13 protein-coding genes are annotated in these 14,097 nt (G+C 74.0%); 2 read left to right on the top strand and 11 right to left on the bottom strand.

The window, feature by feature from the left end; genetic code table 11:
- Window positions 1-31: 31 nt before the first annotated feature.
- The 10 genes from hisF to ACFVS0_RS14845 form a co-directional block, all read right to left on the bottom strand.
- Entirely contained in the window at window positions 32-805 is a 774-nt protein-coding gene (gene hisF / locus ACFVS0_RS14890) for an imidazole glycerol phosphate synthase subunit HisF (protein ID WP_430551852.1), read from the bottom strand.
- Between the two features lie 46 nt (window positions 806-851).
- Window positions 852-1,835: an FKBP-type peptidyl-prolyl cis-trans isomerase gene (locus ACFVS0_RS14885; RefSeq protein WP_430588385.1), complete on the bottom strand. Its 984-nt coding sequence runs from the start codon at window positions 1,833-1,835 to the stop codon at window positions 852-854.
- Between the two features lie 220 nt (window positions 1,836-2,055).
- A complete protein-coding gene (pafA, locus tag ACFVS0_RS14880) occupies window positions 2,056-3,417 on the bottom strand; it encodes a Pup--protein ligase (RefSeq protein WP_430551850.1) in 1,362 nt (453 codons plus the stop codon).
- 71 nt (window positions 3,418-3,488) lie between these two features.
- Window positions 3,489-4,211: a proteasome subunit alpha gene (prcA, locus tag ACFVS0_RS14875; RefSeq protein ID WP_430551849.1), complete on the bottom strand. Its 723-nt coding sequence runs from the start codon at window positions 4,209-4,211 to the stop codon at window positions 3,489-3,491.
- On the bottom strand, window positions 4,208-5,113 hold the full coding sequence (prcB, locus tag ACFVS0_RS14870; RefSeq protein ID WP_430588384.1) for a proteasome subunit beta: 906 nt from the start codon (window positions 5,111-5,113) through the stop codon (window positions 4,208-4,210). Before prcB ends, prcA begins: the two co-directional genes overlap by 4 nt.
- 6 nt (window positions 5,114-5,119) lie before the next feature.
- Window positions 5,120-5,317: a ubiquitin-like protein Pup gene (locus ACFVS0_RS14865; RefSeq protein ID WP_430551847.1), complete on the bottom strand. Its 198-nt coding sequence runs from the start codon at window positions 5,315-5,317 to the stop codon at window positions 5,120-5,122.
- 228 nt (window positions 5,318-5,545) lie between these two features.
- Window positions 5,546-7,279: a depupylase/deamidase Dop gene (gene dop, locus ACFVS0_RS14860; protein ID WP_430563759.1), complete on the bottom strand. Its 1,734-nt coding sequence runs from the start codon at window positions 7,277-7,279 to the stop codon at window positions 5,546-5,548.
- 125 nt (window positions 7,280-7,404) lie between these two features.
- Entirely contained in the window at window positions 7,405-9,072 is a 1,668-nt protein-coding gene (gene arc, locus ACFVS0_RS14855) for a proteasome ATPase (protein ID WP_430551846.1), read from the bottom strand.
- A gap of 179 nt (window positions 9,073-9,251) precedes the next feature.
- The gene (locus ACFVS0_RS14850) at window positions 9,252-10,211 is read right to left on the bottom strand and encodes a tRNA (adenine-N1)-methyltransferase (protein WP_430551867.1); all 960 of its coding nucleotides are present in this window, start codon (window positions 10,209-10,211) and stop codon (window positions 9,252-9,254) included.
- 109 nt (window positions 10,212-10,320) lie between these two features.
- Window positions 10,321-11,442, bottom strand: a complete 1,122-nt coding sequence (locus ACFVS0_RS14845; protein ID WP_430588383.1) for a site-2 protease family protein — start codon at window positions 11,440-11,442, stop codon at window positions 10,321-10,323.
- Window positions 11,443-11,507: 65 nt separating this feature from the next.
- Here ACFVS0_RS14845 and ACFVS0_RS14840 point away from each other — a divergent pair, with 65 nt between their 5' ends.
- Window positions 11,508-12,389, top strand: a complete 882-nt coding sequence (locus tag ACFVS0_RS14840; RefSeq protein ID WP_430588382.1) for a RecB family exonuclease — start codon at window positions 11,508-11,510, stop codon at window positions 12,387-12,389.
- On the opposite strand, the gene ACFVS0_RS14835 is transcribed toward ACFVS0_RS14840, so the two are convergent.
- Complete coding sequence (locus ACFVS0_RS14835) at window positions 12,379-13,092, bottom strand: HAD family hydrolase (protein ID WP_430588381.1); 714 nt, start codon at window positions 13,090-13,092, stop codon at window positions 12,379-12,381. The genes ACFVS0_RS14840 and ACFVS0_RS14835 overlap by 11 nt on opposite strands.
- 105 nt (window positions 13,093-13,197) lie before the next feature.
- Between ACFVS0_RS14835 and ACFVS0_RS14830 the strand changes: the two genes are divergently transcribed.
- Complete coding sequence (locus ACFVS0_RS14830) at window positions 13,198-14,094, top strand: PAC2 family protein (RefSeq protein ID WP_430551842.1); 897 nt, start codon at window positions 13,198-13,200, stop codon at window positions 14,092-14,094.
- The last annotated feature ends 3 nt before the right edge of the window (window positions 14,095-14,097 follow it).

Genomic DNA, 14,097 nt, shown 5'->3' with positions numbered 1-14,097 from the left:
CCGCGAGGGTGTCGTCCGACCGACCCCGTGCTCACCTCCGCACCTCGATGCCCGCCTCGGCGAGCGCCGCCTTGACCTGACCGATCGACAGCGTGCCGAAGTGGAAGACGCTCGCGGCGAGCACGGCGTCGGCGCCCGCCCGGGCCGCGGCGACGAAGTGTTCCGGCACCCCGGCGCCTCCCGACGCCACGAGCGGCACGTCGACCCTCTCCCGCACCGCGGCGAGCATGTCGAGGTCGAAGCCGGAGGTGGTGCCGTCGGCGTCCATGGAGTTCAGCAGGATCTCGCCCGCGCCGAGGTGCGCGGCGCGCGCGGCCCACTCGACGGCGTCGATCCCGGTGCCGCGGCGGCCGCCGTGGGTCGTGACCTCGTAGCCCGAGGCGGTGACGGTCTCCCCGGTGACGCGGCGGGCGTCCACGGACAGGGTGAGCACCTGGCGCCCGAAGCGCGCGGCGATCTCCGCCACCAGCTCGGGCCGGGCGATGGCGGCGGTGTTGACGCCGACCTTGTCGGCCCCGGCGCGCAGCAGCCGGTCGACGTCGTCCGTGGACCGGACGCCGCCGCCCACCGTGAGCGGCACGAACACCTGGTCGGCGGTGCGGCGCACCACGTCGACCATGGTGGCGCGGTCGCCCGACGAGGCGGACACGTCGAGGAACGTCACCTCGTCGGCGCCCTCACGGTCGTACCGGGAGGCCAGCTCCACGGGGTCACCCGCGTCACGCAGGTTCGTGAAGTTGACGCCCTTGACGACCCGTCCGTCGTCGACGTCGAGGCACGGGATCACGCGGACGGCCACGGACATGCGGGACTCACCCTTCCTTTGCTGCTGTCGTCGCTGCTCTCGCCGGCTAGTCGCCGGGCGGCTCCTCCGGTGCGTCCTTCTCCGGGTCGCCGCCGTCGTCGCCCTTGCCCTGGCCGGTCGACTCGTCCTCGGTCACCTGGAAGTGCGCGTCCAGGATGTCCACGACGTAGACCAGGGTCTCGTCGGCGAGGTCGCTGCTGGTGCCACCGTAGCCGAGGCCCGGGGGCACCACGAGCAGCACCTGCGAGCCCACGGTCTGCTCGATCAGCCCCTGGTCGAGGCCGTCGACGAGCTGGCCGATGCCGACCGTCGCGGACTGCGGCCGCGTCCCGGCGCTCCACGTGGTGTCGAACTGCCGCCCGTCGCTCCACCGCACCGCGGTGAACCGCATCGTGACGACCTGCCCCACCTGCACCTGCGGTCCCGTGCCCCGCACCAACGGCTGCACCTGCAGGTCGGAGGGCGGGTCGGCCTTCGTCGGCACGGTCACCCTCGGGGTGCCGTCGTCGCGGCGCTCGACGGTGGGGAGCCCCTTCGCCGCGGTCACCTCGGCGCCCGCCGCGTGCGTGGGCAGCACGTCGACGACGAGGATCACGGGCACCCCGCCGTCCTCCTCCAGCAGGAGCATCCGCGCCCCCACCTTCTGGCCCCGCAGCGTGTCGTAGAGGTTGGAGCCGAGCGACTCCGCCGACATCGTGTACCACCCCGGCGCGTCGATGTACGTGCTCGAGATCACGGTGCCGTCACGGCCGTCCTCGGCATACATGTTCAGCAGCACGGGCTCCCCGTCCACGACGGGATCGCCGGACCCGGGCCACACCGTCCGCGCCCCGGCCTGCACCACGTCGTAGGGCTGCTCGTAGTCGAGGGCGGGCGGTTCCCCCACCGCTCCCGACACCTGCACGGGCGCCGCCGACGGCGCGGACGACGGCCGCTTGCCCAGGTCCTCCAGCACCGACGAGCCGCACCCGCCGAGCACGAGCGCACCGCCGAGCAGCAGCAAGATCAACAGGGACAGACGGCGGAGCACCGCGTCATCCTGCCATGGTCGGCGGCTTCTCGGGGCGACGGTCCATGCGGTCTCCCGCCCGGCACCTGTCGGGTCACGCCCGCCGAGCAGCCCACCTGCGCCACCCACGCCGTCGTGCCCTGGCGGAATCGTCGCGCGGACGTATCCCTCCCGAAGTGGAGCGCGCCCTGGCGCCCGTGACCGCGTCCGCGCGGAGAAACTGCCGCGCCCCGCGCCCGAACTACATCGACTCGATCAACCGGTCCACGCGCTCGTCGACGCTCTTGAACGGGTCCTTGCACAGCACGGTGCGCTGCGCCTGGTCGTTGAGCTTCAGGTGCACCCAGTCCACGGTGTAGTCCCGGCGCGCCTCCTGCGCGGCACGCACGAAGTCCCCCCGCAGCTTGGCGCGGGTGGTGGGCGGCGGCACCGCCGTCGACTCGAACACCTCGAGGTCGGTGACCACGCGCTCCACCATGCCGCGCGCGGCGAGCAGGTTGTACAGCCCCTCGGTGCGGGAGATGTCGTGGTAGGCGAGGTCGAGCCGGGCGATGCGCGGGTCGTCCAGCGGCAGGTCGTGCTTGGCCTGGTACCGCTCGATGAGCTTGAGCTTGATGACCCAGTCCAGCTCGCGGTCCACGAGCGTCAGGTCGCCCGACTCGAGAGCGCGCAGCCCGCGCTCCCACAGGTCGAGGACCTGCTTGACGACGGGGGTGGCACCGGAGTGCGCGTCGACGTGCTCACGCACGCGGTGGAAGTACTCCCACTGGATGTCGACGGCGGTGGCGGTGCGCCCGTTGGCGAGCTGGACGGGGTGCAGCCCGGTGCGGTCGTGGCTGATCTCGCGGATCGCGCGGATGGGGTTCTCGAGGGTGAGGTCGCGCATCGGCACGCCCGCCTCGACCAGGCGCAGCACGAGGTCGGTGGCGCCGACCTTGAGCATCGTGGTCGGCTCGGCCATCGACGAGTCGCCGACGATGACGTGCAGGCGCCGGTAGCTCTCCGCGTCGGCGTGCGGCTCGTCGCGCGTGTTGATGATCGGCCGGGAGCGGGTGGTGGCGCTGGAGACGGCCTCCCAGATGTGGTCGGCGCGCTGGGACAGGCAGTAGACGGCGCCGCGCGGGGTGGCGAGGACCTTCCCGGCGCCCGTGAGCACCTGGCGGGTGATGAGGAACGGCACCAGCACCTCGGACAGGCGCGAGAAGTCGCCCTGCCGGCGCACGAGGTAGTTCTCGTGGCAGCCGTAGGAGTTGCCGGCGGAGTCGGTGTTGTTCTTGAACAGGTGCACCTTGCCGGACAGGCCCTCGTGCTCGAGCCTCTGCTGCGCGTCGGCGACCAGCCCCTCGAGGATGCGCTCGCCGCCCCGGTCGTACGCGACGAGCTGATGCACGTCGTCGCACTCCGCCGTCGCGTACTCGGGGTGCGACCCGACGTCGAGGTAGAGGCGCGAGCCGTTGCGCAGGAAGACGTTCGAGCTCCGCCCCCACGCCACGACCTTGCGGAACAGGTAGCGGGCCACCTCGTCCGCGGACAGGCCGCGCCCGTCGTCCGCCGCGCACGTCACCCCGTACTCGGTCTCCAGACCGAAGATCCTGCGGTCCACGACGTCTCCCCTCGCTCGGCCCTGTTGCCGGACGTGCTGCCCGACCTGCTCGCCCGTCTCAGGCGCCCGTCTCACTCACCCTGCTGCTCGAGCAGCCCGGCCAGCGTCGCGCCCTGCAGCCGACGGAACGCGCGCCGCCGGCCCGCGCGCTCCAGCACCGCCACCTCGAGGCCGGCGGGCGCGATCTCGCGCTCCTCCCCCTCGGCGGCGACGGACCCGTCCGACCCCACCGCCCCGAGGGTGCGCACGGCGAGCGTGAGCACCTGCGGGAGCGTCATCCCCTCGTGCCAGGCCTCCGCGACCCGCGCGCCCAGCTGCTCGGCCTGGCCGCCCATGACGACGTGCCCGTGCTCGTCCGCGACCGAGCCGTCGTAGGACAACCGGTAGATCTGGTCGGCGGCCGGGGTGTCCCCGACCTCCGCCACGACCAGCTCGACCTCGAGCGGCTTGGACTCGGTGGTGAACACGGTGCCGAGCGTCTGCGCGTACGCGTTGGCGAGCCCCCGCGCGGTGACGTCGGTGCGGTCGTACGAGTACCCGCGCAGGTCCGCGTAGCGCACGCCGGCGACCCGCAGGTTCTCGAACTCGTTGTACTTGCCCACCGCGGCGAACGCGATGCGGTCGTAGATCTCCGAGATCTTGTGCAGCGCGCGCGACGGGTTCTCCGTGGCGAACGCGATCCCGCCGGAGTAGGCGAGCACGACGACGGACCGACCGCGGGCGATGCCCTTGCGGGCGAAGTCCGCCCGGTCCTTCATCAGCTGCTCGGGCGAGACGTAGAACGGCATCGTCATGCGTGCGCACCCCCCTGGTTCCCGGTCCGGGGACCGCCGGCGGGGCGGTCGCCGTGGGCGGCCCGGTGGGCGGCCCCGCGCTCGTCGACGATCCGCGCGACCGTCGTGGCGAGCTCGTCGTCCGCCACCCGGCGCACGCCGTCGGCGGTCACGACCGTCACCACGGGCCAGATCTGGCGCACGGGGTCGGGGCCCCCGGTCGCGCTGTCGTCGTCGGCCGCGTCGTAGAGCGCCTCGACCGCGACGCCGACCGCGGCGTCGGCGTCGAGCCCGGGCCGCCACAGCTTCTTCAGCGCCCCGCGCGCGAACACGGAGCCCGAGCCGACCGTGTGGTGGTCGTGCTCCTCGTACCGTCCGCCGGTGACGTCGTAGCTGAACAGCCGCCCGTACCCGCGGTCGAGGTCGTAGCCCGCGAACAGCGGCACCACCGCGAGCCCCTGCAGGGCGAGAGGCAGGTTGCCGCGGATCATCGTGGACAGGCGGTTGGCCTTGCCGTCGAGCGACAGCAGGGAGCCCTCGATCTTCTCGTAGTGCTCCAGCTCGAGCTGGAAGAGGCGCACGAGCTCGATCGCCACGCCGGCGGACCCCGCGATGCCGACCACCGAGTAGGCGTCGGCGGCGAAGACCTTCTCCATCTCCCGGCTGGCGATGAGGTTGCCCGCCGTGGCGCGGCGGTCGCCCGCCATGATCACGCCGCGGCCGCCGTCGTCCGTGCCGAAGCTCAGCGCGACGATCGTGGTGGCGTGCGGCGCGAGGCCGTCCGCGGGCGCACCCGCGCCGCCGACGTCGCGACGCCCCGGCAGCAGGTCGGGCGCGTGGCCGGCGAGGAAGTCCACGAACGAGGACGAGCCGGGGCGCAGGAACGCGTCCGGCAGCCGTCCCGAGGTGTCAGCGTGGGTCATGGGCGCTCACTGACCGCCCTTCTGCACGAAGCCGCGGACGAACGACTCGGCGTTCGTCTCGAGGACCTCGTCGATCTCCTCCAGCAGGGCGTCCACCTCGGCGTCGCGCTCGGACGCCGCAGGGGCGACCGGGGCGGGGGCGTCCGCGTCGTCGTCGGGCGTGCGGTCCTCGTGCTGCGGGTTGATCCGTTCCTGACCGGCCATGGTCCGCCTCCTTCGCTGCTGCGGAGCCCCCGTGAGGAGCTCCGGGAGAGTCTCGCGACGCCAGCCTATGCGCTGCGGCCGACACCGCGCGGCGACGTCCACGCCGGTTGCGCCGAGGGCTGAACGACTCCACCCGCGCACGGTCCACGCACGGTCCGGGGGACGTCGTCGCCGGTCAGCGCCGGTCAGCGCCCGGTCAGCGCGGGTGAGCGGACGGTCGGCCCGCGCTCATCCCTCGCCGCGCAACCCCTTGAGCAGCGCCGCCGCGTCGGGGCTGGCGTCGAGGAGGGCGCCGATGTGGGCCCGCGTGCCCCGCGACGGGTCGAGCATGGGCACCCGCTGCAGGGCGGCGGCCCCCGGGACGTCGAAGATCACCGAGTCCCAGCTCGCGGCCGAGACCTGGTCGGCGTACCGGGCCATCACCTCGCCGCGGAACCACGCCCGCGTGTCCGCCGGTGCGTGGTGCACCGCGTCCGCCACCCGCTCGTCGTCCACGAGCCGCTCGACGGCGCCGGACGCGACGAGCCGGTGGTAGACGCCGCGCTCGGGCCGCACGTCCGTCCACTGCAGGTCCATCGCGTGCAGCCGGGGGTGGTCCCAGCCGAGCCCGTCCCGCGACCGCATCCGCTCCAGGAGCCGTCGCTTCGCCACCCACTCGACCTCGCGAGCGCAGGTCGCCGGGTCCGTGCCCAGCCGCTGCAGCACCGACCGCCAGCGGTCCAGCACCTGCGCGGTCTCGTCGTCGCCCGGCGTCTCCCCGGGCACGTCGACCGAGCCGTCACCCGGACCCCCGAGCGCCGCGACCGACCGGGCGACGACGTCCGCGTACGCCTCCTGGATCTCCAGCGCCGTGAGCCGGCGGCCGTCGGCGAGGTCGAGCCGCGCGGTGAGGGCGAGGTCGCGCGACACCCGCTGCACGTCGGCGACCGGGTCCGCGAGCCGCAGCGCGGCGAGCTCCTCGCGGGCGGGCACGCCGGCCTCGGCCAGCTCGTCGAGGTGCTCGAGCACCCACAGCACCAGCGAGGTGGTGCCCAGCTTGAGGAACGTCGCGACCTCGAAGAGGTTCGCGTCGCCGATGATGAGGTGCAGGCGCCGCCACCGCGTGCGGTCCGCGTGCGGCTCGTCGCGGGTGTTGACGATCGGGCGGCGCAGCGTGGTCTCCAGCCCCACCTCCGCCTCGATGTAGTCGGCGCGCTGGGAGAGCTGGAAGCCCGCCTCCGAGCCCGTCGGGCCGAGCCCGACCCGGCCCGACCCGGCGAACACCTGCCGCGTGACGAGGAACGGCGTCAGCAGCTCGACGAGCGTGCCGAACGGCAGCGCCCGGTCCACCAGGAAGTTCTCGTGCGTGCCGTAGCTGGCGCCCTTGCCGTCCACGTTGTTCTTGTAGAGCACCACCTCGCCACCCGGCACCTCCGCGAGCGACCGCACCGCCGCGAGCATGACCCGCTCCCCCGCGACGTCCCACAGGACGCCGTCGCGCGGCCCCGTGACCTCGGGCGACGAGTACTCGGGGTGCGCGTGGTCCACGTAGAGACGCGCGCCGTTGGTAAGGATGCAGTTCGCGGCGCTCGGGTCGTCGTAGTCCTCCACGGACGGCCGCTCGACCTCCTCCGGCTCCTGCCGCGCGGCCCGCGCCGCGCGCCCGCGCGCCGTGCCGCCCGGGGTGCCGGCCGCGGAGGCCACCTGGGCCGACGCCGGCGTGCTGCCCGTCGTCGGGCCGGAGGGCGCGGGGCGCGACGGGTCGTCGGTGAGGAGCGACGGGTGCGCCGACGCGCGCTGGAGGTGGAATCCCCGGGCGTCCTGCAGCGGGTCCTCGTCGTCGTAGTCCCACCGGGCCGGCGGGCGGGCGCCCGCCCGCGCCACCAGGGCGCGGTACGTCATGACCACCTGCGAGCTCATGAGCATCGGGTTGGCCATGGGCCGCCCCGGTGCCAGCACGCCGTACTCGGTCTCGATCCCCATCACGCGACGAACGCTCACGCCACCACCCTAGGTGGCCACGAACGAGATCGAGGTACCCGTCTCGAAGTCGACCCACGGTGGGTCGGCCTCGTGACGGGCACCTCGATCTCGTGGCGGCGCGGGGACTACAGGTACTGCCCCGTGCTGGTCACCGTGTCGATGGTGCGCGGCGTGCCGTCGCCGCCCTTCTTCTGGACGATCGTGCGGATGAAGACGATGCGCTCGCCCTTCTTGCCGCTGATGCGCGCCCAGTCGTCGGGGTTGGTGGTGTTCGGCAGGTCCTCGTTCTCCTTGAACTCGTCGACGCACGCCGACAGGAGGTGCTCGACCCGGATGCCCCGCTGACCCGTGGCCAGGAAGTCCTTGATCGCCGACTTCTTGGCCCGGTCCACGACGTTCTGGATCATCGCGCCGGAGTTGAAGTCCTTGAAGTACAGGGTCTCCTTGTCGCCCGACGCGTAGGTCACCTCGAGGAACTGGTTCTCCTCGTCCTCGGAGTACATCCGCTCCACCACGCTGTTGATCATCGCCGCGACGGCCTCGGTGTGGCTGCCGCCGTGCTCGGCCAGGTCGTCGGGGTGGATGGGCAGCTGGGGCGTGAGGTACTTGCCGAAGATCTCGGTGGCACCCTCGGCGTCCGGCCGCTCGATCTTGATCTTCACGTCCAGCCGGCCCGGCCGGAGGATCGCGGGGTCGATCATGTCCTCGCGGTTCGAGGCGCCGATGACGATGACGTTGTCGAGCCGCTCGACGCCGTCGATCTCGGCGAGCAGCTGCGGCACGATCGTGGTCTCGACGTCCGACGAGAGGCCGGTGCCGCGGGTGCGGAACAGCGACTCCATCTCGTCGAAGAACACCACGACGGGCGCCCCCTGCGTCGCCTTCTCCCGGGCGCGCGCGAAGATCAGGCGGATGTGCCGCTCGGTCTCGCCCACGTACTTGTTGAGCAGCTCCGGGCCCTTGACGTTGAGGAAGTAGCTCTTGGCCGTGGGGTCGCCGCCCTGCGCGCTGGCGACCATCCCGGCGAGCGAGCTGGCCACCGCCTTGGCGATGAGCGTCTTGCCGCACCCGGGCGGCCCGTACAGCAGCACGCCCTTGGGCGGCCGCAGCCCGTGCTCGCGGAAGAGGTCGGGGTGGGAGAACGGCAGCTCGACGGCGTCGCGGATCTGCTCGATCTGCGGCCCCAGCCCGCCGATGTCCTCGTAGGCGATGTCGGGCACCTCCTCGAGGACGAGCTCCTCGACCTCCGACTTCGGCACCACCTCGTAGACGAACCCGCTGCGCAGGTCGACCGTGAGCGCGTCGCCCACCCGCAGCTCGGCGTCCACGACCGACCCGGCGAGCCGCACGACCCGCTCCTCGTCGGCGCGGCCGACGACGAGCACCCGCTCGGCGTCGAGGACCTCCTTGACGGTGACCAGCTCACCGGTCCGCTCGTAGCCGCCGACCTCGACCACCGTCATGGCCTCGTTGAGCTTGACCTCCTGGCCGGGCCGCAGCTCGGCGACGTCGAGCCCCGGGCTCGCCTGCACGTGCATCTTGCGGCCTGCCGACGAGATGTCGACCGAGCCGTCGTCGTGCGCGGCGAGGAACGTCGCGTACGTCCCCGGGGGCTTGGCGAGCTCGTCGATCTGGCCCTTGAGCTCCACGATCTGGTCGCGGGCGGCGCGGAGCGCCTCGGCGAGCCGCTCGTTCTTGGCGGCGAGGAGGGCGAGCTGTGCGTCGTGGCTCGGTCCGGTGGGCAGCGCCGGCTGCTCCGGTCGAGGCTCCGGGCGGACAGGGTTGTCGGACATCGCATCCCCTCTCGTGCGGCCCGGGTGGCCGCCTCCCCGGACGGGAAGGTGCCCCCGGAGTACAGCACCCTAGACATCAACACGGGTGTCCGGGGGTTCATTTCACGGAGCGGTCGCGAGGTTCACACGACCGAGACCTTCCGGTGACCTGCCGCGGCTCCGCGGCCTCCCGAACGACCTCAGCCCTGCGCGTCGTCCGGGGCGACCCCCAGGTCGCGCCGCACACGACGGATCTTCTTGTCCGACACGGCGCGCTCGCCCAGCTCCTCCTCCGACCACTCGGCGTCCGGGGCGGGGTAGGAGCCCTTGGCCGGGCGGCGGGTGCGCTCGGGCGGCGCGACGCCGTCGGCGAGCCGCCGCGCCGTGATGAGGAAGCCGGTGTGCCCGATCATCCGGTGCTGCGGGCGGACCGCGAGGCCCTCGAGGTGCCAGCCGCGCACCATCGACTCCCAGGCCTGCGGCTCGGCGAACCGGCCGTCGGCGCGCAGGTCCTCGGCCGTGCGGGACAGCTGCGTGGCGGTCGCGACGTAGCAGACGAGCACGCCGCCCGGCGCGAGCGCGCGCGCCACGGGGTCGACGTTCTCCCAGGGCGCGAGCATGTCGAGCACGACGCGGTCGACGCTGCCCGGCTCCGCCACGGTGGGCAGCACGTCCGCGAGGTCGCCGACCGACAGCCGCCACGCCGGGTGCTCGCCGCCGAAGAACGACTCGACGTTGCCGCGCGCGATCGCCGCGAAGTCCTCGCGGCGCTCGATGGAGTGCAGCTCGCCGGCGTCGCCCACGGCGCGCAGCAGCGACATCGTCAGCGCCCCGGAGCCGACACCCGCCTCGACGACGCGCGCACCGGGGAAGATGTCGGCCATCTGCACGATCTGGCCGGCGTCCTTGGGGTACACGACGGCGGCGCCGCGCGGCATGGACAGCACGTAGTCGCTCAGCAGGGGCCGCAGGGCGAGGTACTCGATCCCCGCCGTGTTGGTCACGACCCACCCCTCGGGCCGGCCGATGAGGTCCTCGTGGCGGAAGTAGCCCTTGTGCGTGTGGAACGTGCCGCCGGGCTTGAGCGTGATGGTGTGCAGCCGCCCCTTGGGGTCCGTGAGCTGCACCCGGTCCCCCTCGCGCAGCGGGCCCCGGCGCAGGTCCGCACCCGTGGCGCTGCCGGTCGGGTCGACGGTCGGGCGGTTCTCGGGCGCGGTGGCGTCGGCGTCGGTCACGACGGGCGAGTCTACCGGCCCGCCCGCCGGCACCTCATCGACGGAGCGCGGCCGCGACCCGCGCCACGTCGAGCACCCCCGTGAGACGGCCGTCGTCCACGACCGGCACCACCCGCGCGCCCGACGACCCGTGGGCGAGGCGGTCGAGCAGCTCGTCGCCCTCGAGCTCGGGACCCACCGCCGAGCCGGGCGGGAACGGCACGACGACGGCCTCCACCGGCGTGGCGGCGGCCTGGTCGGCGGGCACGCTCGCGACGGCGCCCGGATCCACCCAGCCCACGGGCTCCCCGGCCGGCCCGACGACGGCCACGACCGCGCCCGGCTGCCGCGCGGCCGCGTCGGAGACCCCGGCGACCGTGGCGGTGACCGGGAGCACGACGGCGGGTACGGCGAGGCCCCGCGCGGACAGCCCCGCGACCCGGGCCCTGGTCTGCGCGCCCTTGATGGCCTCGCCCGCCCCGGACCACAGGAACGCGCCGATGAGCGCCGCCCACGCGACCGTCACCCAGGACGGCCTGCGCCCCTCGAGCAGCGGCCACAGCAGCGCCACCGCCAGCACGCCGACCGCGACCGCGCGCCCCACCCAGCCCGCGACGAGCGTGCCCCGCGAGCGCGAGCCCGTCGCGCCCCAGACGGCGGACTCGAGGATCTGCCCGCCGTCCAGCGGCAGCCCGGGCAGCAGGTTGAAGAACCCGACGAACGCGTTCGAGAACGCCCCGGCCAGGAGCAGGGCCGTCGCGACGGACGACACCGGTTGCAGGAGGTACACGACCCAGAACGCGGCCGCGAGCACGAGGTTGGTCAGCGGGCCGACGACGGCCACGAGGGCACCGTCGAGCGGGCGCCCGCCCGACCCCGTGTAGGCGGTGTGACCGCCCCAGAGGGTCAACGCGATCTCGGTGACGCGGTGCCCGCGCGACCGAGCGACGAGGGCGTGGGCCACCTCGTGCAGGAACACGGACCCGAAGAGCAGGAGCACGAAGGCGGCCGCGACGACGAGCACCGCCGTCGTGCCCAGCTGGGGCGCGAACCACGTCCGTACCGAGGGCGCGAACACGAGGGTCAGGACGACGGCGCCGAGGAACCACGACGGGGTGACGAGGACGGGCGCGCCCGCGATGCGGCCGACCACCCATCCCCGGGAGCGAGAGGTCACCCGGTCAGGCTATCCGGCGCCGGCCGCCCTACGGCCTGTCGGCGCTCGCCCGTAGGGTGGCGCGCATGACGACGACCGCCGCGCCCGACCCGTCGCCGACGGCGTCACGGGCCCCGGCGCTGTCGCCGTCGCGCGCGGCCGACTTCATGCGCTGCCCCCTGCTGTTCCGGTTCCGCGTGGTCGACCGGCTGCCCGAGCCCCCGGCGTCGGCCGCCGCGCGGGGCACGCTGGTGCACGCCGTGCTCGAGCGGCTCTACGACGCGCCGCGCGGCGAGCGCACGCCGGAGGCGGCGGCCGCCCTGCTGCCCGTCGAGTGGGAGCGCCTCGTCGAGGCGGAGCCGCGGTACGCGACGCTGTTCGACGAGGGCGGCGACGCGGCCGGCACCACGCCGTCGGAGTGGCTCGGCCGGGCGCGGCGGCTCGTCGGCACGTACTTCACGCTGGAGGACCCCAACCGGCTGGAGCCCGAGTCCCGGGAGCTGCGCGTCGAGACGTCGCTCGACGACGGGCCGGTGCTGCGCGGGATCGTCGACCGGCTCGACGTCGCGCCCGGCGGCGCGCTGCGCGTGGTCGACTACAAGACGGGCCGGGCGCCCGGGCCGGGCTTCGAGGGCGCCGCCCTGTTCCAGATGCGGTTCTACGGCCTGGTCCTCTGGCGCGAGCGCGGCGAGGTGCCGCGCATGCTGCAGCTGCTCTACCTCGGCGACGGCCAGGTGCTGCGCGCCGAGCCGGCCGAGCGGGAGCTCGAGGTCACGGAGACCAAGGTGCGTGCGCTGTGGTCGGCGATCCAGGACGCCGCGCGCAGCGGGGACTGGCGGCCGCGCCGCAGCCGCCTGTGCGGATGGTGCGCACACCAGTCGCTCTGCCCCGAGTTCGGCGGCACGCCGCCCGTGATTCCCGCCGACGTGCTGCGCGAGCGGCTCGGGGTGGACCCGGTCAGGACGTGAGGTCCACGACCTCACCGGCGCCGATGCGTGCGAGGGTCGCCAGGTCGACCTTCTCGAGCGACGCGGCGCGGCTGAGCCCGTCGAGGTGCGGCACCGGCACGACGGCCTCGACGCCCAGCGTCGCGATCCCGGCGGCGCGCGCCGAGGCGATGCCGGTGGGCGAGTCCTCGATGGCGACGCAGGCGGCGGTGTCGACGCCGAGCCGCTCCGCGGCGAGGAGGTAGGGCTCGGGGTCGGGCTTGCCGCGGGTCACCTGGTCGCCCGTGACGAGCGTCGCGAACGCGCCGCCGGGCCCGCGCGAGACGACCTCCTCGGCGAGCGTCGAGTAGCTCATCGTCACCAGCGCGCACGGCACGCCCGCCTCGGCGAGCGTGGTGAGGAGCTCCAGCGCGCCCGGCCGCCACGGCACTTCCTCGCGCACCTGCTCGACGACCTGACCGAGCAGGCGGTCGACGATCGCGTCGACCGGCAGGTCGACCCCTCCCTGGTCGCGCAGGATCGTCGCGGAGACGGTCAGCGCGTTACCGACGAGCTGCAGCGCCTGCTCGTGCGTCCACGTGCCGCCGTGCTCCGCGACCAGCTCCTGCTCGGCGCGGATCCAGTACGGCTCGGTGTCCACGAGGGTGCCGTCCATGTCCCACAGGACGGCCGCGGGCAGGGTCGGGGTGGCGGTCTGCGGGGCGGGGGCGAGGGTCTCGGGCACCCGTCCATCGTACGGACCGGGCGCCGCCGGTCCGCCCGTCGGGACGCGTGAGACCGGACACCCGGGCCTGCCCGTGGCCGGGCCGGCGCTGTATACGCTGGACGGATGACGACCGAGCCGGAGACCACCGGGCGCCACGCCGCGCGGCAGACCGTGATGATCGCCGCGTTCGAGGGATGGAACGACGCCGGCAGCGCCGCCACCGCCGCCCTGACCCACCTCGCCCACGTGTGGGACGCCCGCCAGGTGCGCGAGCTCGACCCCGAGGACTACCACGACTTCCAGGTGAACCGGCCCGTGATGGAGACCGGCCCGGACGGGGAGCGCTCGATCACCTGGCCGACCACGACGGTCTCCGTGGCCGAGCTGCCCGACCGGACCGTGGTGCTGGTGCACGGCATCGAGCCGTCGTTCCGGTGGCGCTCGTACTGCGCCGAGCTGCTCGACCTGGCCGCCGAGCTGGGCGTCCGCACCGTCGTGACCCTGGGCGCCCTGCTGGCCGACGTGCCCCACACCCGGCCCATCCCCATGACCGCGACGACGGAGAGCTCGGGCCTGCAGGCGGTGCTCGACGTCGAGCCCAGCACCTACGAGGGCCCGACCGGCATCGTGGGCGTGCTGCAGCACGAGGCCGACCGGCGCGGGTTCCAGGCGGTGTCGCTGTGGGCCGCCGTGCCCCACTACGTGGCCAACCCCCCGTCGCCCAAGGCGACCCTCGCGATCCTCACCCGCGTCGAGGAGCTCATCGCCGCGCCGGTACCCCTCGGCGACCTGCCCGAGGACGCCGAGGCGTGGCAGCACGGCGTCGACGAGCTCGCGTCGGACGACGCCGAGATCGCCGAGTACGTGCAGCAGCTCGAGGAGGCGAAGGACACCGCCGACCTGCCCGAGGCGACGGGCGAGGCCATCGCGCGGGAGTTCGAGCGCTACCTGCGGCGGCGCGACGTCGGCGGCGAGAAGGGCACCGACAAGGGCGGCGACAAGGGACCCGACAAGCCCTGACGC

It is taken from the genome of Isoptericola sp. NPDC058082, from assembly GCF_042885055.1.
Classification (GTDB): Bacteria; Actinomycetota; Actinomycetes; order Actinomycetales; family Cellulomonadaceae; genus Isoptericola.
The sequence above is the reverse complement of the archived record's forward strand: the minus strand, read 5'-3'. Positions and strand labels throughout refer to the sequence as shown.